Annotated in this window: 14 protein-coding genes; 6 read left to right on the top strand and 8 right to left on the bottom strand. The window is 39.7% G+C overall.

Annotation, left to right across the window (positions count from 1 at the left end):
- Entirely contained in the window at positions 1–333 is a 333-nt protein-coding gene (locus ACN9MR_RS15820; RefSeq protein ID WP_426325052.1) for a hypothetical protein, read from the top strand.
- Positions 334–674: 341 nt separating this feature from the next.
- On the opposite strand, the gene ACN9MR_RS15815 is transcribed toward ACN9MR_RS15820, so the two are convergent.
- The 8 genes from ACN9MR_RS15815 to ACN9MR_RS15780 all read right to left on the bottom strand — a co-directional run bounded on the left by ACN9MR_RS15815 (position 675) and on the right by ACN9MR_RS15780 (position 13,725).
- Positions 675–1,496, bottom strand: a complete 822-nt coding sequence (locus ACN9MR_RS15815; protein ID WP_426325050.1) for a universal stress protein — start codon at positions 1,494–1,496, stop codon at positions 675–677.
- A gap of 33 nt (positions 1,497–1,529) precedes the next feature.
- Positions 1,530–2,969 (bottom strand): inorganic phosphate transporter, encoded by a 1,440-nt coding sequence (locus ACN9MR_RS15810; RefSeq protein ID WP_426325048.1) that lies wholly within the window; start codon positions 2,967–2,969, stop codon positions 1,530–1,532.
- A gap of 175 nt (positions 2,970–3,144) precedes the next feature.
- Positions 3,145–4,239, bottom strand: coding sequence for a hypothetical protein (locus tag ACN9MR_RS15805; protein WP_426325046.1), 1,095 nt, complete (start codon positions 4,237–4,239; stop codon positions 3,145–3,147).
- 95 nt (positions 4,240–4,334) lie between these two features.
- Complete coding sequence (locus ACN9MR_RS15800) at positions 4,335–5,636, bottom strand: hypothetical protein (protein WP_426325044.1); 1,302 nt, start codon at positions 5,634–5,636, stop codon at positions 4,335–4,337.
- A gap of 383 nt (positions 5,637–6,019) precedes the next feature.
- Complete coding sequence (locus tag ACN9MR_RS15795; RefSeq protein WP_426325042.1) at positions 6,020–9,271, bottom strand: TonB-dependent receptor domain-containing protein; 3,252 nt, start codon at positions 9,269–9,271, stop codon at positions 6,020–6,022.
- Between the two features lie 166 nt (positions 9,272–9,437).
- Positions 9,438–10,460, bottom strand: a complete 1,023-nt coding sequence (locus tag ACN9MR_RS15790; RefSeq protein ID WP_426325040.1) for a FecR family protein — start codon at positions 10,458–10,460, stop codon at positions 9,438–9,440.
- 1,192 nt (positions 10,461–11,652) lie between these two features.
- Positions 11,653–12,243, bottom strand: a complete 591-nt coding sequence (locus tag ACN9MR_RS15785; RefSeq protein ID WP_426325038.1) for an RNA polymerase sigma factor — start codon at positions 12,241–12,243, stop codon at positions 11,653–11,655.
- A 72-nt stretch (positions 12,244–12,315) separates the two neighbouring features.
- Positions 12,316–13,725 carry a S41 family peptidase gene (locus ACN9MR_RS15780; RefSeq protein WP_426325036.1) on the bottom strand — a complete coding sequence of 470 codons (1,410 nt, stop codon included), beginning with the start codon at positions 13,723–13,725 and terminating at the stop codon, positions 12,316–12,318.
- Positions 13,726–13,916: 191 nt separating this feature from the next.
- Between ACN9MR_RS15780 and ACN9MR_RS15775 the strand changes: the two genes are divergently transcribed.
- The 5 genes from ACN9MR_RS15775 to ACN9MR_RS15755 all read left to right on the top strand — a co-directional run bounded on the left by ACN9MR_RS15775 (position 13,917) and on the right by ACN9MR_RS15755 (position 21,194).
- Entirely contained in the window at positions 13,917–14,153 is a 237-nt protein-coding gene (locus ACN9MR_RS15775; protein WP_426325034.1) for a hypothetical protein, read from the top strand.
- Positions 14,154–14,298: 145 nt separating this feature from the next.
- Complete coding sequence (locus ACN9MR_RS15770; RefSeq protein WP_426325032.1) at positions 14,299–14,889, top strand: RNA polymerase sigma-70 factor; 591 nt, start codon at positions 14,299–14,301, stop codon at positions 14,887–14,889.
- A 159-nt stretch (positions 14,890–15,048) separates the two neighbouring features.
- On the top strand, positions 15,049–16,056 hold the full coding sequence (locus ACN9MR_RS15765) for a FecR family protein (RefSeq protein ID WP_426325030.1): 1,008 nt from the start codon (positions 15,049–15,051) through the stop codon (positions 16,054–16,056).
- Positions 16,057–16,242: 186 nt separating this feature from the next.
- The gene (locus ACN9MR_RS15760; RefSeq protein WP_426325028.1) at positions 16,243–19,632 is read left to right on the top strand and encodes a SusC/RagA family TonB-linked outer membrane protein; all 3,390 of its coding nucleotides are present in this window, start codon (positions 16,243–16,245) and stop codon (positions 19,630–19,632) included.
- A gap of 17 nt (positions 19,633–19,649) precedes the next feature.
- A complete protein-coding gene (locus ACN9MR_RS15755; RefSeq protein ID WP_426325026.1) occupies positions 19,650–21,194 on the top strand; it encodes a RagB/SusD family nutrient uptake outer membrane protein in 1,545 nt (514 codons plus the stop codon).
- Positions 21,195–21,219: the final 25 nt, after the last annotated feature.

Raw genomic sequence — 21,219 nt, 5'->3', positions numbered from 1 at the left:
ATGGATCCGAACATTGTTACCCTTAGTGTTATCAATTACATTAACGATTATGATTATTATGATTCGCTCACAGATTTAAATAGCGATACAAACTCAAAATCTTTTACTAAACTGAGCGAAATCAGGGAAAGGAATAAACGTCATATTTCTGAGCTTTTTCCGAATGTGAAATTTCGCGATAGCAAAAACCAGCTACTTGCAGTAGGTAGTTTTAAGCATGCAGTTAAAGCGAAGATCGAAACATTATCGAAGAAAGAAATAGAAGATTATCTTGAAACATTTAAAAAAGATGCCAAAAAAATAGCCAGGCTTTATAGAAAGATCAGGAAATAAGGGCGAGATTTTCCTGATACTAAAGTGATAAAACTGTTTTGGTATTGAACAGGTTATTTTATATTAACATTAGCGCTATATTTTTGATTATCTATAGGGTTAATATAATTTTCAATTTTTTATGTCATGACAGCAGCAATCGAATCAATCGGCGACGGCCATTTTCAAGGTGCATGCCCCTGCGGTAAGGGTGATAAATCGGATCTGGAAAGAATTCCACGGACATTTATGATGAAAACCCTGTTATTCTGGTTACCTATGAAACGTTACAGGTGTTATCGTTGCATGCGTAACCGCTGGGTACTTGGAAGGAAATCACACCAAATCAGTCATTAAAAAATCTATTCGTGTAACACCAGAATCGCTTTTACCGATTTGTTTAATACCTGATTAACCGTACTACTGGTAAATAACCGGTAAATAATATTGTGGTGATGTTTAACTAAACAAAGTATATCGGTATGGTTGCTTTTAATGAAATCTATAATACCGTTTGGGGCACTACTGTCCTTAATGTAATTAAATTCTATCTCTGTATCTGGAAGTAATTCTCTAATTCTTTTTTCTCCGGTTTGGATATGTACCTCATCTGATTTTTCAGCAACATACAGTACCTGCATTTTTCTTGTACCCGAAGCTTTTAAGAGTTCGCTCAGTGCCGTAATATCTTTAGGCGATAAAACGGTTTCATAGTCGGTGGCCAGCGTAATAATGGGGAAGTTTGTAAAACTGCTCTCTAAGGGAACAATTAGCGTTGGGATTCTCATTTTGGTAACCGCCATACTGGCGTTGCTACCCACAATACCACTAATACCTGTTGCCCCGGTAATGCCCATTACTAAAAGTTCCACAGGATTTTTTTCTGTATGATTGGTAATTACTGCCCTTAAAAAACCAACATCGCAAATGGTTTCCAATTTAACATCGGTGTGGTTTTCTTTTGCCCTAATATTTCCGGCCCATTCTTTTAAGGCAACCCTTTTATTTTCGTAATAAGATTCAATAAAAATGGCATTATAAGTACTGTTATTTATTCCTTCAGTAGGATGGATGGCATGGATGGCCACAACCTCCATTTTTAGTGTTTCTGCCATAGCCAAAGCGTAAGCCAGGGCATTTCCTGCACTTCTCGAAAAATCTGTTGCTACAAGTATCTGTTTCATTTTTTGAAAAATAATAGGATGATTTGAATAGGGTTAGATAAACAAATGAAAAAGCATAAATAACAATATGGCTAAAACAATCGATACCGGCAAAGTAAGGATCCAGGCTAAGCCAATATTTTTTAAGGTATTATTATTTAAATTTTCTTTTCCGCCAGAGGCCACCATGGCACCGGCAATCCCGCTTGATAATACGTGTGTGGTACTTACGGGTAAGCCGAAGGCTGTGCTTAAACCGATGGTAGATGCGGCAACAATTTCGGAGGTTGCGCCCTGAGCATAATTTAAATGTTCGTTTCCAATCTTTTCGCCAATGGTAACCACTATACGTTTCCAACCAATCATGGTGCCAAGCCCTAGCGAGATGGAAATTAACAATACAACCCATAAAGGTGCAAAATCAACCACTTTAGTCAGTTCGATTGTATTATCTGACAGGAGCTGATCGTCGGTTTTGTTAATGATCAGTGTTTTATCTGCTCTTAGTGTTTTCACCGATGCAATTACCTCTTCAATCTGCTTACGGAAAAGATAAGTGTTTTTTTTATCTGTTTCATTTTTTAGCGACAGGTGGAATTTAGCCTTATCTATTTTAGTTACCAGCATGGTGATATCCAATTTTTTGTCCTGATTAAGTGCTGCTGCTTTTTGAAGCACCTGTTCAGTCTGGTTCAGTTGGAAAAGTATTTTATCATTTGAGATATGGTGGTTCACTGCAAATTTTGCTGGTAGGAAAGCAATCAGGATCAGCATTAATAGGCCAACACCTTTCTGCCCGTCGTTACTGCCATGAAAAAAGCTAACCAATGTACAGGTGGTGATGAGCAGGCCCCTGATGAGTAGCGGAGGCCTGTCGTTTTCACCATGTGGGATATGGAAAAGCGCATGGTACTTCACGATATGTTTTAAAAAGTACATCAGCAAAACGGCTAAGCCAAAGCCAATAATGGGCGATAGGATTAACGATAGGCCAATTTCTTCGGCCTTGCCCCAGTTTACGCCTTTACCTCCGTAATGCCAGGTAAATGCCAAACCAGCCCCAATCATGGCACCGATCATGGTGTGCGAACTCGAACAAGGAATACCTAAATACCAAGTGCCCAGGTTCCATGCAATTGAAGCCAGTAAAACAGCCAGTACCATCGCAGCACCCACGCCAATGGGAAGGTTCATTAAGGCATCTAAGGGTACGAGTTTTAAAATGCCCATTGCAACGGCTATCCCACCGGTAAATACCCCCATGAAATTCCAGAATCCCGACCAGGGGATGGCGATAACGGGTTTAAGTGCCTTGGTATAAATTACCGTAGCTACTGCATTTGCCGTATCGTGGAAACCATTTACAAACTCGAATCCAACCACCGCTATCAGGCAGACAATAAAAACGACGGCAAGGGGCGTACTTAAATCGGTATTTCCTAAAAAGAGGATGATGTTGCAGAACGACGGCATAAGATCAGTTTGGATATTCATAGCAGATAACGGTATCTGCGCTATTCAAATAAATGAATAAGTAGCTGATTTAAATCGTGTTGTAGGTTAAATGATTGTTATCAATACGTTAATGTGCAAATTGTAATAAAAGAAAAAGGGAACACCTAGTGCAATTGCTTGGTTTTCCCCATTTTCTATACAATAAATATAAATCCTATTGAAAATACTGAGAAAGATCTGTTAATCTTCCACCTGATACATAAATAGATCTGGTTGGTGTGGTAACAGCTGTTCTGGCATCTGCAATTACAAATAACTTTGATTTTCCTGCTTCAAAATTTATCCCGTTTTCAGCAAATGCTGCAGTGATTCTACCCTCATTAGGCTTTAGCGTATAACCATTAAGTACTAAAGGGGTACCAGGGGTATAAGGCTCGGTATTAGTTCCTTTTTCAACAATATCAAAACTGTAAATATAATTTGCACCTGGTAAAGGAGGTAGTTCTATCGAATTAAAAGACCCATTTTTAGGTAAGGTAAATCTAAGCTCAGGTGTTACTTTTGTTCCGACAGTTGTATTCGACGCAGTTTTAAGCCTGGTATAGAAAACAAGGTCTACATCAACATTTTTAAATTGATTTGGAAATGTAGTTTCAAATTTAGCCGTCAGCATCATGTTAGCAGGATTAACAGGGGGATCAACTTTTACATTATCGACTATTTTAATGCCGTCAAAAAAGAAGCCGATATTTTGCTGTGCCGTGGCCGATTCGATTGTCTTGGTTAGGAGAATAGCTGTTTCTCCTTTTTTGCGGATGGTGATTTCTCTTGTGGTGCCTTTATCGATCAGGATAGAAGATAATTTATCTATGGCGCCATTACCTGAAGAAAATACAGTCCCATCCAACAGGAATTCGAGTTCGCCAGATAGTGCATAGCCTTTAAGTCTTAATGAAATGGCATTGTTATATATTTTGGTCCCATCATAAAACAGGCTAATATGCTGATCGAATGGAGTAGCCATAATGGTTCTGGTAAGCAATATTTCGGAAGTACCCTTTTTTCTCACTTTTAGCGTAACATTCTCGCCTTTTACAGAAAGGAGGGTTTTTACGTTAATGCCACCAATAGGGGGGCTAGCTATAATACTGTCTTTATACAGATATTCTAACGCTACATCTGATGCACCGGTAATGTTTAACTGGATTATTTTAGCTGGTTCTGGTTGAAGAAGTTCTGCTTTGCGACAAGATAAACTTAAGACTGCAAGCGTAGAAAGAAAAAAAAGGGTAAAAATTTTTAGTTTCATATAAAGTGTCATTACATTTAAAAACAGTTGCCTGTTTTTATAATAAAGAGACCATACCCTAAGGTATAGCCTCTTTGTGTTAAGAGAGAAAAAAATTAGAATACAAGTTTAGACCAGCCAGCTGACCAGCTTGGTAAAGTAACTGTAGCTGGAGAACCTGGAGTGTTATACCATGGTTGGCTTACACCAAAATAACTTGCGTTGGTTGGGTTAACAACTAATGAGTTACCACCACCATCAACATAAGTACCAGATGCTGTAGTAATAGCGTTATTGAAACCATGAACAGATGTAGTACTGATGCTTGAAACACCGGCTGGAGCATCTGCATCAAATGCGATACCTGTGTTGTAACCAGAAACAATTACATCGATCAAATCAACTTCCGATCCTCTACGCTCGCGGATACCGTTACGGTAACCTAAACCGGCAATACCTGAAGGATTTTCAGTTCCGAATATACTTACGTTAATTAAAGTTGGGTGCGTTTTAGGGGTTAGGCTAAATGTAGCATCTTCTGCAGGGGCATTGTTGTCAGATTCGATACCGTTAGAATCGCTGTTACCACCACTTGTACTGTGTGTAGCGTTTTTGTCTGCAATGGCTACTGCATCAGTCAATGTTCCGGTAAAACCATTATCAAAATCAAACTGATCATCGTCAGATGCTAAAGCAATTAAATTGCTTGGGCTCACTGTACCGCCGAAAAATTCGAATCCATCATCAAGACCGTAAGAAACCTGTACGTGATCAATAGTAGTACCGCTACCCACACCACCTAAAGTTAAACCATTAACCTCGATGTTTGTAGCTAACTGAAAACCTGCATATTCGATGCGTACATACTGTAAAGTACCACGGTTATCGGCATCGTTCGATCCACCATAATGGAACTGAGGTTGGTCAGCTAAACCTTCAATCAGTTTATCGCCAACGTTAATCGTTGCATTACCTAAAACAATTAAACCGCCTATATCTCCTGGCTTACCTGTTGTGCTGGCATCACCATCTAAAAGGTAACGGCTGGTAAATACAATCGGATCAGCCGCTGTACCAACAGCGTTAATGGTACCATCTTTTGCTACAACCAATACACCGTTTTGTACACCTGTAGTATTTACCGATGCTTTAATATAAGTACCAGGTTGGATGGTTAAAGTTGCACCGTTTCTTACCGTTACCACACCGCTTAATTCATAAACGTTTCCTGCTGTCCAGGTAACAGAGCTGGTAATGTCTCCGCTAACGGCTACAACCGGTAATGATGATTGTGAATAATCTGCTGCTGAAGTGCTGCGGTTACCGAAAGCAGCTGATCCACCTTCATTTTTTTTACAGGCTGTAAAAGAAACAGCAACAATTGATAAAAGACCGATTAAATTTTTGAAATTTTTCATTTTCGTTTCTTGTTTTTCATAGGATCTCATAGGTAGGATCCATGTTTTTTAGGTTGATTTTTTACGGTCATTTAGATGTGAGGACAGGGCATTCATAATTTTCGTTGAAATAAATGCCTGTTTATATCTAAATGGGATGATTTTTTATATCTTAGTGTTTCTTATCGATTTTACTAAGCACCTGTTAGCTACCCTTGGTTTTTAACAGTGGGTTTTTAAAATAATTCGGGTTTATCCTGATACGCCGTTCCACTAGAAATGATCGGTTTAAAACGGAGGGTTCTGGTACAACCTTTCGTTTTTTTTATGGCTATGCAGGAAACTTTGTTCCTCCTTCCTGGTTAAATGGTTTGATTTTATTTATACTGTTTTTCATGGTAGTTTTAAAAATTATAAGTAATAGAGGTACTGTATGTCCGGCCAAATTTCTGGCTAAAGCTGATCAGGTCGCCATCATCATATTTGTTACTATAACCTTCTTTTAACCTTGTTCTGTTGCTACGATCGGCATCGCCACCAACGTAATCAGGATTTACCTCGTAACTGGCGGTGTTTCTATAAAAAACCGAGGCCCTGTTCAACAGATTTCCGGCATTGATCTTTATCTCAAGTCTGTTTTTTAATAAACGTCCACTAATTTGTGCATCTATCTGTGCCCTGGGTTTTTCGTATTCAATATCAGCGGGCAGTTCACTTACGATATATGTTTTATAGCCCGATTTGTTGTACATAACGTTGAAACCAAAATGGCTTGCACTATATTGTAAACCCAGGTTAACCAGGTAGGGCGACTGTCCGTACATGGGGCGGTTCTGTTTGCTTGGGGCCTCTATGCTTGGAGGACCATTTGGATCGGTATTGGCCACCAGGTATGTCCCTTTCACATCCGATCGCTGAAGGGTTAAATTGGCGTAGGCCGTTAGGTTATTAAATAGTTTATGTGAAGAAATAAAGCTGAAATTTTTCCGTAGTTCAAGCTCCAGTCCATAAACTTGTGCAAAATCGGCACTTTTTAAGTAGTAGTTGATATTGCCTGAAGCGGTGCTAAAGGTAAGTTCGGTGGGTGTGTTGAATTTCTTGTAAAAGCCTCCTGCAGAAATAATTTCGCCAAGCCCCGGAAACCACTCTGCTTTCAGGTCGTAACTGTTAATCCTGGTACTGTATAAGCCCTGGTTGCCAAATTGTGCACCAAGATATGGGCTATATCTCCAAAACTGGCTATTGTCTAATAATTCAGGCCGGATTACACTGCTCGAAAAGGCAGTCCGGATATTAAAGCTACTTGTAGGACTGTAAGTTAAATTGGCAGATGGCAACCATTGCCAGTGTTTATCTGGTTTAATGCTGAATATTTTGAGATTGGTGTTATTCCCATTATTGATTTCATCGTATTTATAATATTCTGCGCGTAGCCCCCAAACCAATCTGAATTTCTCCAAAAACCTGGTGTCGAACATCACAAAACCAGCCTGTGTAAGGCTTTTACCCTTGTATATATCCTGGAAACCATTCCCCACATTATAGAAGAAACCGTTGGCACCGCGAATGTTTTCTGTTTGCTGCATCTCAGCTATTGTTAAATAGCGCAGGCTATCCGGCAGGGTATTAAAATTGGCCGAAAAGGAAGCAATAGTCCAATTAAACCGTGCTTGTTTCCAGTTTCCAAAATATCCGGTTTTTAATGTATTTCTTGTTCCTGATACTTCAAAAGGAACAGATGTAGACACATCCCAAGAATAATGCTCTTCGGCATTTTCGTAATGATGACGGGAGGTTGGTAGGATACGGGGCTCACTACTGTTTACGATATCATAAAAATACTGATACTCCTGACCAATAAGCCTCGGCACCTGGGTAGCCAGTATGACATCTTTTTCGACACGGTTAATCGATGTTCGGGCCAGATTCCACTCTACTTTAAAATTACCTGCCTGGTGCTGTCCGCTCAGTTTGTTTTGTAACAGATCTGTAAATGTCGGATCATCAGTTTCTTCCAAACGGTTGGCTGGTGTATTGCCCGAAACATCAAAGCTGTGTCCAAGCGTTCTCACCAACAGATTGTCGTACATATGCGTGTAATTGTTTCGGAAACTATATCTGTTTTTGCCTGTTTGGTAGCCAATGTTTAACAAGGCAGACCAGGTTGTGTTAAACCCATAACTCGAACCGGCATTGTTATATAATTCGGAAGCAGACCAGTCTCCTCTTTTCTGCTGATCAAATGTGTTGATCTGTTGTGTGTTCCGGTAACTTATTGATCCCGTAAAACCAAGTCTTTTTTGTTTTAAGGTATCAATCTGCATCATTCTTCCGATACTGAATTGATAATTTTGAGAGGGGGCAGCTTGATAACGGTATATTGTAAAGTTATCGTTGGTAAATAAACGGCTCTGCGTTTCTACCTTTTTTGCATATTCTGCTTCCGTTAAACTATTGTTGGGTGCAACTCTTCTATCTGTTACAACAAGGTCTTTAGGGTAATCCCTCTGGCCATCATCAAATCCAAAATAATCATATTTACCTCTTTTATGACTTAAAAAATCCTTACCCGTGCTTTGGTCGTTGTACGATGTACCTGCGGTAAAACTCATAAAATTTTCAGTGGGGATGTCTTTGGTATTGATCTGGATCAATCCACCACCAAAACTGGTGTTCATATCGGGCGTAACCGTTTTACTTACCACAACATTATCAACGAGGTTAGAAGGGATAAGATCAAAGGAGAAATTACGGGTCTGCGCTTCGGTACTCGGCAGCGTAACGCCATCAAGCTGTGCAGAATTATAGCGCTCGCCAATTCCCCGCACAATTACAAACTTATTGTCTATAGAACTTACGCCACTAATGCGTTTCAAACTTTCACCAATATTTTTATCGGGTGTTCTGCTAATTTGTTCTGCACTGATCCCGTTGCTGATCTCTGAAGCATTTTTCTGGCGGGCCAGCAAACCCTCAACTGATGCTTTTTTATAGCTGGCTGTTACCACCACTTCCTGAAGGCCTTTTGCATCAGGTTTTAACGAAATGTTTAATGGTGTATTTTTGTTAGCCTTTACGTTTACCTCGCTAATGCGCTGGGTAACAAAAGAAATATAACTAACTTCTACAGTATAAGTGCCCGGTTCAACGCTTATGGTATAACTTCCGTCGCTGGCCGTTTGGGTGGCTTTACCTGTTTCGATAACCTTAATGGAGGCACCCGGGAGGGTTTCACCTTTTTCGTCTAATATTTTGCCCGATATGTGTCCGGGTTTTACCGGATCGGGAAGTTTGTAAAGCAATATGGTATTGGTATCAGCAAACCTGTAAGCTACCCTGGTTCCTGAAAGTATTTTTTTGAGGATCAGCTCAAGTGGCATGTTTTTTACCTCCAGGCTTATTTTACTATTCTGGCTAAAAATCGATCTATTGTAATTAATCGACAAGCCTGCTTTTTCTTCTAAAAGACTAAGGGCATCCGTGATGCTCATTTCTGCTATTTTGATGCTTACGCTACTTTCTCTTGGTATTTGCTCAAAGCTTCTTGCAAATACCTGATTAATCAATAAGGCGCACAACATCAACGTAATTGCCGATGGCCTGTAATCGAAATTGATAATATATTCTTTTATATATTCATAAAATCCTATTTTCATAGGTTCAAGATGTTTTTTAATTCTCACGGGTTAAAAACTTTTGTTTAGGAGCTGGATTGTTCGAGCAATCCGGCTCCATGTTTGTGTTAAGAGGTTTAATTTATTTTTCATAGGTATAAAATCCGGTAATGTGGCGCCTGTATATTGCGCCCTGTAAGCTAACCCATCATTGGCAGCCCTCCCCCCATACGGTAATTGTTTTAGTGCCTGTATCTATTTTGTATTTCAGGTGTCTCCCGCTCATTACATGGAGCTCTTCCATTACATTGGTGATGCTTTTGTTCGAAAAGGTGGCATTAAACCTGCATTGATTAAGTTTAACGCTCTTTAGCTCAATGTGCACATTGTAATATCGCTCTAATGATTTGAGCATATTAGGTAGCGTTACATCTTTAAAAGCGAAGCTATTTTTGATCCAGGCGTTTACTTCAGTTACCCGTTCAGTGTGTACCGTATAATTACGTTCCTTTAAATGATAAAATATTTTCATGCCGGGAGTAAGCATTGAAAGCTCTTTTAGTTTGCCCTGGCTGTTCTCCGAAACCTTTACCTTACCCGTGCGCACGGCAACGCTGAAGGTGCCATCTTTTGGATAAGCATAGATATTGAATGAAGTACCCAAAACCTGTGTCTGCATCTGCCCGCTATGTACAATAAAAGGACTTGTGGTATCGCGTTTTACTTCAAAAAAAGCTTCTCCATCAAGCTGTATATTCCTCAAACTGCCCTTCACAAAGTGCGATGGCCAGATAAGTTTACTTCCGGCACCGAGGTATACAATAGAACTATCAGGTAAAATCAACTTTACTTTTTCACCTTTTTGGGTGGTTTTACTTAAAAAAGCTATGGCTGTTGGCGCAGGTTGTTGTGCTTTCTTATAGGCATACCAGCCAAGTGAAGCGGAAATAATTACCACAATGGCTGCGGCATATTTTAATATTGGGAAGAGTGATGTGCTTTTGGGTTGGCGTTCCTCAACTTTATCCCATATCTGTGTCAATCCTTGAACAGCGCTTAACGAGTAATCAGTTTCGCTTGTTTGTTTTGTCCAGGCCCGTTCCATTACGCCATGGAATTCACTATCAGTGTTCGCCGGGTCGGCCAGGTACGCCATCAGGATTTTTTCTTGCTCCGGATCGGTTTTACCTGCCAAGTATTGTTCAAATAATATTTTAATGTCTTCTTTCACTTTAATGTTTGTAAGCTTTTATGCTGCGCGCTATTGTATATATGCACGAAACCTTTGATACAGCTATAGAGAATGAAAATTTTTTTTTAAGAAATAGTGAAAGAGGGAAAATGCAAGATGGCGGAGGGAAGATGGAATTAATAACCAATGATCAATTTTCAATAACCAATAGGCTAATTACTTAACGGAAGAGCAGGATAGATCCTGAAATAAATTCAGGATGACGTGTCGCTGAGACTGATCTAGAAAATCTTAATGCGCCTAACTTCTTAATGATCGAATAATGGAATTAATAACCAATGATCAATTTTCAATAACCAATAGGCTAATTACTTAACGAAGAGCAGGATAGATCCTGAAATAAATTCAGGATGACGTGTCGCTGAGACTGATCTAGAAAATCTTAATGCCCTTAACTTCTTAATGATCGAATAATGGAATTAATAACCAATGATCAATTTGCAATAACCAATAGGCTAATTACTTAACGGAAGAGCAGGATAGATCCTGAAATAAATTCAGGATGACGTGTCGCTGAGACTGATCTAGAAAATCTTAATGCGCTTAACTTTTTAATGATCGAATAATGGAATTAATAACCAATGATCAATTTGCAATAACCAATAGGCTAATTACTTAACGGAAGAGCAGGATAGATCCTGAAATAAATTCAGGATGACGTGTCGCTGAGACTGATCTAGAAAATCTTAATGCGCTTAACTTTTTAATGATCGAATAATGGAATTAATAACCAATGATCAATTTTCAATAACCAATAGGCTAATTACTTAACGGAAGAGCAGGATAGATCCTGACCACGAAGTAACTATTAGGCCTAAAATCAATAAAGATCCTGAAACAAGTTACCAACGACAGACTTAGAAAATCAGTCGTCATTTCGACTGAAGCGCAGTCCTGAACTTTCGGGAGAGAAATCTTTTGACATACTTCAAAGATTTCTCCTCCGAAGGAGTTCCTTTGGAACACTGCGGTCGAAATGACGATTCTACGCGGCATGTCATCTCCACTCCAATATTGTTCTGAAAAACCAGACCTCTCAGGAGAACGCGTCTTGGCGAGGCGCTATAAAAATCTTAATGTCCTTAATCTCTTAATGGTAAAATGATGGGAGATGAAAAATGGAAGATGAAAAATAGGACAGGGCGCTTATCTTAATGCTCCACGTCAACACTTAACAAAACAACACCAATACAAAAGATAATATCGTTTCAGGAGAATAAGTGCTGAAATATTTCCGCATAATTCCAAGTGATTTTTTGAGGTGATTGTTTACCGTGTTTTTGGAGATGCCCATCAACTGCGATATCTCCTCATGTGTATGGTGGTCATTTCTACTCATCAGGTATATTTTTTTTACCTGCGGAGAAAGACTTTCTATTGCTTCCTGTACAATCTGTTTGGTTTCTTTAGCATTAAGCTCATCTTCAATGGCATTAAAAGATTGCTCATGCTTAAGGTTTTCGTTACTATAGGCTTTTTCTCTGGCTTTTTTACGGAGTGTTGAGAGGAAATTATTGCGGATAAGGGTATAAAGGAAGGCACCAAAATTCTTTTCCGGATCGATCTTCGATCTGTTTTCCCAAAGCCTTACAAAAACATCTTGTGTTAGTTCTTCAGCTTCTTCTTTGTCTCGTGTAAAATGATAGGCATAACCATATATTTTTTTGCGGTACTGATGGTAAATTTCATTAAAAGCAGCCGAGTTGCCAGTTTTTACTGCATTCAGGAGTTTTGCGTTTTTAAAATCTTCCAACTGTTCCATAAGTAGCGGTTATGGGAGGCAAGTTAGTGGTCGCGTTTAAAGTTAATGTTAACACAATGAAAACCTTTTCTATCACCTTAATCGGTGCGTAGTTACGATGCTCTGTTGGGCAGATTCTGCCCTCGAGTCCATTAAAATACGATCAGCCCGAAAGCGCTTGGAAACCGCATTATTTATAACAATCGAACTTTTGATGGTTTTGCCAGTTATCGCAGCAATTGCTGCTTTTACCATCGGATCTGCAGGATCTCCCAGTTGCAGCAATGGCAGAATACTCATTTCATTGATGGCGATATCAGGGTTAATTCCAGCACTATATCCACCGCTGCCCTGTGCATTAGAAAGTTTATAAACAATGGGGTGCATTTCCCAATTTACCTGTTTAGGGCTTCGGGCATCAAATATCCTGAATGATGCTTCATCCTTTCCCCTTGTTTTTTCACCAATTTGCACCACCTGAATAAAAGGTTTAAGGTTATTGATCATGACTTCTGAAGCAGATGCTGTGGCGGCTGTTGATAAAATATAAACCCGACTTAGGCCAAGGTTTTGCTGCAAGAGCGTATTGAAATTTACGGTGCCATCGAAAGTAGCCGCAGTACCAATAGATTCTGTTTTGGAACCCCCATTTTTATTGCCCCTGTAGGTAATGAAAGGTTTATCGAAAGATACATTTTTAGCAATCATGGCACATATACCAGCTGCTTCTGCTACCTGACCACCCGCGTTATAACGGAGATCGAGGATAAGTTCGGATACGCCTTCTGCTTTAAAATTACTAAAAACAGGAGTGAGCGAGCTGGCCAAACCGCCGTTAAAATCCAGAAAATAGAGGTAACCGATTTTTTTTCCGTCACTTTCTATAACCTTGCTAATCTCCCGTTGGTCGAGTATTACACTTTTGCTTAAGTCAACAGTGCGTGTATCTGTCCAGGTATTGTTATTCAGCTCGGCTAAACCTAAAGAAAAGCGGTCGCTGTTTAAGATTTCGGTTTGCAAAGCCTGTGCATTAGTAGCGGTTAAGGTTTTGCCGTTAATTTTGCTGAAGTAATCTCCGCGTTTTAAACCGGCCCTCGACGCCGGGGAATCCTTTAATACAACTTTAATGATCCCGATAACTTTAGCGTTGTTTTGATCGCTTACCGTTGCATAATCAAAACCAAAATTTCTATTGCTTGGTGTTGCTGTGGTAGGATCGTTAGGGATATTGATATATGAAAATCGATCGGATGAATTGCGGATGGAATTAAAAAAATCTTTTGGCGATAAACTGATATTGGGACCGGCAGGCAATTGCTCATTCCAATAATAGTAGCGTTTAAGGCTATCGAGTATCCAGCTGTTGATATTCTCATTGCTTCCAATCGGATAATCGGGATTTTTATTGCCCTTTTTGCAGGATTGTAGAACGGCTAAAAACAGGATGATAAGATAAATACTATAATAAGTTGTTCTTTTTAAGTAGGTTATCGGGTTTGTCATCGCCTTTCCGGATTTTAGGAACAAACTTAACGCTACTATTGTTAAGTCGAGATTAATTTTCAAATCGGATTTATCTATCACATATCGCCTTAAAAGAAATGGAATCCTTTGTTAAGTTATTATTATAATATTGGTTAATGTTAACATAACAATAATTAAACATTAGCTTTTTGTAGTGTTAACTTTGCGCCGTGAATTTCCCGCTCTATATCTATTACGAACTGCTGATCCGTTTATCTGAAATTGAATCCGAAATCGGTCATTATGTATCTGCTAACGCAAATGAAGAAGTTTGCATATTGCGTACCACGAACGGTACAGTAAAAGTTCCGGTTAACTTTTTAAAGCGACAGTCTGAAGATCCAAATCTGATCAATAAAGAGGAATTAATAGCATTAAGTAAAGATTTTAGGCCTAACTACGAATAATTCGGCGGGCGGTCAGATAAATCGCTTCTGATTATTAATTTGCCATGGCTTTACATCCGGTTTATTAATGAATACTTAACATGTAATTAATCAAAAAATAAACTCGGGACTCTAGTTTTGCTGAAAATAGAATCATCCATTTTTTATGGAATATCCCTTACTTTCAGATCGGCAATTACTAGAAGAATGTTCTCGCGACAACCTGAAAGCGTTTAATATTTTATTTGACCGGTATTTTAACAAGCTTTTTAAATATGCACTTGCTTATGTAAGCGATGAATGTTTTGCAGAAGAGGCAATGATGGACTTGATGATGTGGCTGTGGGAGAAAAGGCATACACTCGAAGTACAGGGAGAGTTTAAACATTATATTTTTAGGGCCGCGAAAAACGCAACCATTAAAGCGATCAGAAAAAAGGCCATCGAAACAACTCCAATAGAAAGTATAGAAAATCACATCCGCTTTACCGGTAACAATGCCGATTATGCAATTTTAGCAAGTGAACTGGAACAAAACTATCAGAATAAGCTTAATCTTTTAAGTCCCCAGCGCAAAATTGTTTTCCAAATGAGCAGGGAAGAAGAGCTGAGCCATGCCGAAATTGCCAATAATCTCGATATTTCGATCAATACGGTAAAAAACCACCTCAAATTTTCGTTGAACCATTTCCGTAAAAATTTGCTGAGGTATAGAGATGCAGCATTAATTGTTAGCCTTCTACTGCTCTGGCATTAAGCTAATCCTTCCTTTTACTGCTCTGTTAATCTTTTTTTTTAAATTAATTTTCTTGATTATCAGTTGTTTATGTGTTTTGTTGGAAATGCATTAGCCCCTTAGCGTTTTTTTTGTCCCTTGTTAGTTGAAGGCGATTAATACGCGCCGAGCCAAACAAATATGCCCAAGTTGGTTGATCAATTACTTCTAGAAAAATTCCTTAAAGGTGAATGTTCTGCACAAGAAGAGCAAATGGTGCGCTTATTCTTAAAACAGCCAGAATCTGAAATCTTATTAAGCAAAATCCTCTCCTCCAATCAGGCAAAAGATTGGGCGCTATTTGAAGCAGAGGAGGTACCGCATATTAAACAACAATATTGGAACAATTCAATCAACCAAAGAATTACGGACAAACAAGAGGAGCAAGAGTTAAGGACGAAAAAGCGCTTCAATTTTAAATACGCAGCCATCTGGACCACGCTCGTAATCACTGCACTAAGTGTTTACCTGATCATGCATTTTAGTAAACCCGATCAACAGGTATTCGCTTTTATTGAGCGTAGTAACCCAAATGGTCAGCGGTCTAAAATAATTTTATCCGATAGTAGTGTAGTGTACCTTGGTGCCGGCAGCCGCTTAAAATACCCGGAAACATTTTCAGCAGCTAAAAGAGAAATTAGCCTGTATGGAGAAGCTTTTTTTGAGGTAACAAAAAATCCCAAAAAACCTTTCATTATCCATACCGGAAACGTTAGTACCCAGGTTCTTGGCACCTCTTTCAAAATAGAGGCATTTAATGGTAAAGCCCTAACGGTAGAGGTAGCAACAGGAAAAGTAAGGGTAAACAGAATAAAGGGAAATAGCATCGAATCATTGGCAATCCTTACACCCGGACAACGGGTGGTTTATTTCCGTGGCAAAGCCAATACCGAAGGTGTCGACATTGCTGATGTTACTGGTTTTAAATCATCGCAGCTGGCCTTCCATAATTCAAGCCTTTTAGAAATCTGTGAAACACTTGAGCGCTGGTATAATGTTAAAATCATTTTCAAAAAACGGCAAAAACCGATGGAACGGATGACACTAACTATGGATGCAACTGTATCGATAAATAAGTTGTTAAATGTACTTTCTGCCGCAGGAAAATTCCAGTATAATATTAAAAATAACGAAATAACTATCCGTTAACATTCAAAAAAAATAGGAAAGGAAATCAATGGATTAAAAATAACAAACTTCCCCATCCATAGGGCGGGGAAGCAGTCTTTATCGCATTATAATCGCTTGCTTTTCGACGACAGAGCGATTAAATGAAGAAAAAAAATCAACAATTATTCCGGTCTATAACCGGGCAAACTATTAATATACAAATTTATGCAAAAAGGATTACATCCTACAATTAAGTTTATGATGAGGTGTTCATTTATGCTTTTAATCGCACAGTTTACCTTTATCGGCGTGCTTTTGGCCGGGAGTGTTCACAGCCAGAACCTCGATCAGGTAATCAATATTAATTTAGATCATTCAACCGTTAAAGCAAGCCTGCTCAGCATTCAGGAAAAAAGTGGTGTTAAGTTTGTACTGCCAGAGCGCTTGCTTAGTGGTGTGAAAACCGAAATTACCTTGGGCCAGCAAACTAAAACGGTAAAGTACCTGATTGAAAAAGTACTTGGCGAAACCAATCTCGAATATAAATTAGTAGAGGGCTATGTGGTAATTGTTCAAAAACCTGTTCCTCAGCAACTGGGGAATATTTCTGGCCATATTGTCGACGAAAAAGGTGGTCCATTACCTGGTGCTACTTTAAAGGTGCTCGAAACCGGACAAACCATTCAAACCGATCCTAATGGTAATTACACCCTTTCGTTAAAACCTGGCAACTATACCATTGAAGTTTCCTATATCTCTTTCCTAACGCAAAGCATAACAGGGGTAACCGTAAAAGAAGGTAAAACTACAGCCTTAAGTTTTTCAATGAAACCTGCAGATAACCAGCTTTCGGAAGTTGTGGTGAGTTATGGAAAACAAAGGTTAAAAGATGTGACTGGGGCTATAGCCACTATTGACGCTACTCAGCTTCAGGATATGCCTGTTGGTCAGTTCGCCCAGCAGCTGCAAGGAAAAATTGCCGGTGTACAGATCGCGCAAACCAGCGGGCAGCCTGGGCGTGGAATGGGGTTTATTATCCGCGGAGCGGCTTCATTTTATTCCAGCAACCAACCCTTATTTGTAATCGATGGTACCCCGATAACAGGGAGTATCAACAACATTAATCCAGCAGAAATCGAAAGCTTTAGCTTTTTAAAAGATGCATCGGCAACTGCACTTTATGGATCGAGGGCAGCGAATGGTGTGGTGCTGATTACCACCAAACACGCGAAACCAGGCGATTCGAAGATAGATTTTTCCACTTATTACGGTATCCAGAAGATTCCAACCGGGAAATTGCCTAAAATGATGACGGCAAGGGAATTTGCAACATTTATGAAAGAGCGTGGAGAAGATGGCTTAAAATATGAACCGGGTTACACCATCGCTGCAGATTACCATGCCGCTTATGATAATCCCGAACAATACGGTGAAGGAACCAACTGGTTCGATCTGTTAACCCGTTCGGCACCTATCCAGAGTTACGATCTAACAGTTCAATCAGCACGCGAACATTCCTCATCAACGGTTATTGCCGGGTACCAGGAACAACAGGGGGTAGTAATCAATAACGGAACCAGGTTATTTTCCCTAAGATTCAATCAGGATTTTACTTCAGCCAATAATAAACTTAAAGTTGGTTTTAACCTGGCCCCAAGTTATAGAATGGACCATAACAACAGGTTAAGTAGCGATGGTGTTGGTGGTTATTTCGAACGTTTTTTCGAAGCCAGCCCCTTAATTTCACCTTATAATCCAGATGGTACCTATATCAGAAATGTAGCCTCGCCGGGGATGGTTGCTTATATCAATCCACTGGCTACTTATGAACTTACCAACGATGATTATAATACTACCCGCATTTTAGGTAATGGTTATCTGAATTACGAATTTTTGCCAGGCCTTACTGTAAAAACCAATCTGGGCGTAGATAAAGGAGCCGAGATGCGTAAATATTTCCAGGCAGGATTGGTTACAGGAACACAGGGACAAACCACGGGAACAAGTTCGTCGGTTGATAACGGTTCGTGGACTGCAGAAGGAAACCTTACCTACAACAAAACCTTTGCAAAAAATCATAGTATTGATGCACTTGTAGGCTACTCGGCGCAACAATTTAGTACTTACAGTAATACCTTAACCGGACTTGGCTTTACGAGTGATGATATTGAGTATTTAGGTGCGGCTACCAGCGTAACTGGTAGTAGTGGTGCTGGTTCTTATGCTTTGCTTTCGGCAATTGCGAGAATTAATTACGCTTATAAGGGCCGGTATCTTTTATCAGCTGCGGTAAGACGTGATGGCTCATCTAAATTCGGCATTAACAAACAATGGGGAAGTTTTCCTTCGGTATCTGCCGGATGGATTGTAACGGATGAAGGCTTTATGAAAAACGTAAAAGGTATCGATTTCTTAAAACTTCGTGCGAGTTATGGCATTACCGGAAATAACTTTTTCGCAGGAAACTACGATTCGCAGGCTACCATAGGTACTTATTATTACAACTTCAATAACGTAATTACACAAGGCCAAACCATTAACCGCTTGCCTAACCAGGAGTTGAGGTGGGAGCGTAACAAACAGCTCGATTTAGGTCTTGAATTAGGTATTCTGAACAACAGGATTAATTTTACCTACGATTATTACCGAAAGTTAACTGATGGATTGATTCAACAACGTGCCATCCCAACCTCTTCAGGCTTTTCTCAGATTATATTTAATGTGGGCGAACTTAAAATGTGGGGACATGAATTTTCGGTCAGCTCAAAAAACCTCATCGGTAACTTTAAATGGAATACCAACTTAAGTCTTTCGTTCGACCGCAACCTGATTACCAATTTGGTTGATCCTGGTTTTATCAGAAGAAATGTTACGGTAAGTTCAGATTATTTCCGTCAGCAGGTTGGTCATCATTTAGGAGAATTTTACGGATTTGTTTTCGAAGGTTTATACAAAGATGCTGCAGATCTGGCTAATTCGGCTAAGTATTTAAGTACCCCTGCAAAACCTAACGGCAATTCAGATATCGGCACCATCAAGGTTAAAGATATTAATGGCGATGGTGTAATTGACGATGTGAACGACCGTACTTTCATTGGCGATCCAACACCAACCTTTACCGGTGGTATGGTGAATAATTTTAAATACAAAAACTTCGATCTAACTGTTGATATGACTTTTTCGGTAGGTGGTAAAATTTTAAATGCCGCCAAATGGGCCTATCAAACCAACATGGATGGTTCGAGGATTTTGCTGGCAGCAGCGGCAGACCGTTGGCGATCGGAAGAAAACCCGGGATCAGGTATTTACCCGAGAACCAAATCTGGAACTACTGGTATAGGCCGTTCGGTAAATACACAATGGATTGAGGACGGCTCTTATCTGGCCGCCAAAAATATTTCACTGGGTTATACCATACCGGTGAAAAACCTCATGCTGAAAAACCTGCGCGTTTTTGCCTCCGTTCAGCAAGCCTTCGTTATCACTGGTTATTCGGGAATGAACCCCGAAACAAATGTGGGCGGGTCAGACCCAACTTTGGGTGTTGGGGTAGATGAAAATGCCTATCCAATTCCAAGGACCTTCTCTTTAGGGATTTCAACCACATTCAGATAACCATTTAAGCTAAAAAAATGAAAAAGATATATATAGCCATTATACTGTTAACCATTGGTATCAGTTCGTGTAAAAAGGATTTTATCGCACTTAATCCCGAAGATTCTTATACTGACGGAGTATTCTATAAAACCGAACAGCAATTCCGCTCTGCTGTGGTAGCTGCTTATGCACCGCTAAGAGATGTTTTAATAAACGATTATTTTACCTCCGAAATGCATTCAGATAATACGGTCTACCAGCCTATTCCTGGAAATAGGGGAACGGCCTATGTAGAGCGTGAGAATATTTCGGATTTTACCAATACCTCTACCAATGCTTATGTTTCGGCAACCTGGCAACACAGTTATACAGGCATTTCACGTTGCAATATCATTATCGAAAGATTAAAAACTTCCGATCTTGCCGATGCCGTAAAAGCCAGTTTGGATGGACAGGCCAAATTTTTAAGGGCACTTAATTATTTCAAGCTGGTTCGCCTATATGGTGCGGTACCACTTTCGATAGCCGAAGTTAAAACAGCAGAAGATGCGTTTAAACCTCGAGCTACTGAAGCTGAAGTTTATGCCCAGATTGTTGCTGATGCTAAAGATGCTATTAATGAGCTTTCAGTACCAACTAAATTCCCGCAAACCGGCGAGGCAACAAAAGGTTCGGCCACAATGTTATTGGCTAATGTTTATGCCGTTCAAAAAAAATGGGCAGAGGCCGAAACCCAATTGAATAGTCTGTTAACAATGGGTTACGACCTCAATGCGAATTATGCAGATACCTTTTTACCTGCCAATAAAAACGGAAAGGAATCGATTTTCGAAATCCAGTTTTTAGGCGGTACCATCACAGGGTCTACGCCTAATGCACTGTCATTCCACTTTCTGCCCAGAAGTAAGGATACCAGGTTGCTCACCGGTATTGCGATCGATAATACAGGTACAGGAGGGTGGAATACCCCGAGCAGCGATCTGATTGCCGATTTTGAAGCCAATGATAAACGTCTTGATGCCGCCATTGGTATTGCCGAAGGTACTTACGATGCCAGCAGTTATTTTGTTTATTCGGCAGTTAAAAGTATTGTCAATTATACTCCGGCTACAGGCAAGGTTGGTGTGCCATACATTAAAAAATACCTGCACTCACCACTTGCAGCAACCACGGGCTCTAGCGATGACTTTCCGATATACCGTTTTTCTGATGCATTATTGTTATTGGCCGAGGCATTGAACGAACAGGGCAAATCGGCGCTTGCTTTAGCGCCATTAAATAGGGTGAGGAAAAGAGCTGGTTTAACGGATATTGTAAGTACCGATCAAACGGAGCTTAGAACAATTATTCTGCACGAGCGCCGGGTTGAACTGGCTTTCGAAAACAGCAGATGGACAGATTTGTTGAGGACAGGGAAAGCAATTAATGTTATTAATGCATTTGGTGTTAAAATCAGGCAGCAGCTTCCATTTCTTTCCTCAGATGCCTACGTAATCGATAATCATCATTTATTATTCCCAATCCCACAAAACGAAGTCGGGCTAAATCCTAAGATCATCCAAAACCCGGGATACTTTTAAGATTGAAGTATAAGACAAGTAAAAG

It is taken from the genome of Pedobacter sp. R-06 (assembly GCF_049913135.1).
Taxonomy (GTDB): Bacteria; Bacteroidota; Bacteroidia; order Sphingobacteriales; family Sphingobacteriaceae; genus Pedobacter.
This window is presented reverse-complemented; position numbering and strand designations above follow the sequence as displayed.

What these genes read in the sequence shown, in the direction of transcription:
- ACN9MR_RS15820 (WP_426325052.1), top strand. Translation starts at nt 1, where the DNA reads ATGGATCCGAACATTGTTACCCTTAGTGTTATCAATTACATTAACGAT.
- ACN9MR_RS15815 (WP_426325050.1), bottom strand. Translation starts at nt 1,496, where the DNA reads ATGAAACAGATACTTGTAGCAACAGATTTTTCGAGAAGTGCAGGAAAT.
- ACN9MR_RS15810 (WP_426325048.1), bottom strand. Translation starts at nt 2,969, where the DNA reads ATGAATATCCAAACTGATCTTATGCCGTCGTTCTGCAACATCATCCTC.
- ACN9MR_RS15805 (WP_426325046.1), bottom strand. Translation starts at nt 4,239, where the DNA reads ATGAAACTAAAAATTTTTACCCTTTTTTTTCTTTCTACGCTTGCAGTC.
- ACN9MR_RS15800 (WP_426325044.1), bottom strand. Translation starts at nt 5,636, where the DNA reads ATGAAAAATTTCAAAAATTTAATCGGTCTTTTATCAATTGTTGCTGTT.
- ACN9MR_RS15795 (WP_426325042.1), bottom strand. Translation starts at nt 9,271, where the DNA reads ATGAAAATAGGATTTTATGAATATATAAAAGAATATATTATCAATTTC.
- ACN9MR_RS15785 (WP_426325038.1), bottom strand. Translation starts at nt 12,243, where the DNA reads ATGGAACAGTTGGAAGATTTTAAAAACGCAAAACTCCTGAATGCAGTA.
- ACN9MR_RS15780 (WP_426325036.1), bottom strand. Translation starts at nt 13,725, where the DNA reads ATGACAAACCCGATAACCTACTTAAAAAGAACAACTTATTATAGTATT.
- ACN9MR_RS15770 (WP_426325032.1), top strand. Translation starts at nt 14,299, where the DNA reads ATGGAATATCCCTTACTTTCAGATCGGCAATTACTAGAAGAATGTTCT.
- ACN9MR_RS15765 (WP_426325030.1), top strand. Translation starts at nt 15,049, where the DNA reads ATGCCCAAGTTGGTTGATCAATTACTTCTAGAAAAATTCCTTAAAGGT.
- ACN9MR_RS15760 (WP_426325028.1), top strand. Translation starts at nt 16,243, where the DNA reads ATGCAAAAAGGATTACATCCTACAATTAAGTTTATGATGAGGTGTTCA.
- ACN9MR_RS15755 (WP_426325026.1), top strand. Translation starts at nt 19,650, where the DNA reads ATGAAAAAGATATATATAGCCATTATACTGTTAACCATTGGTATCAGT.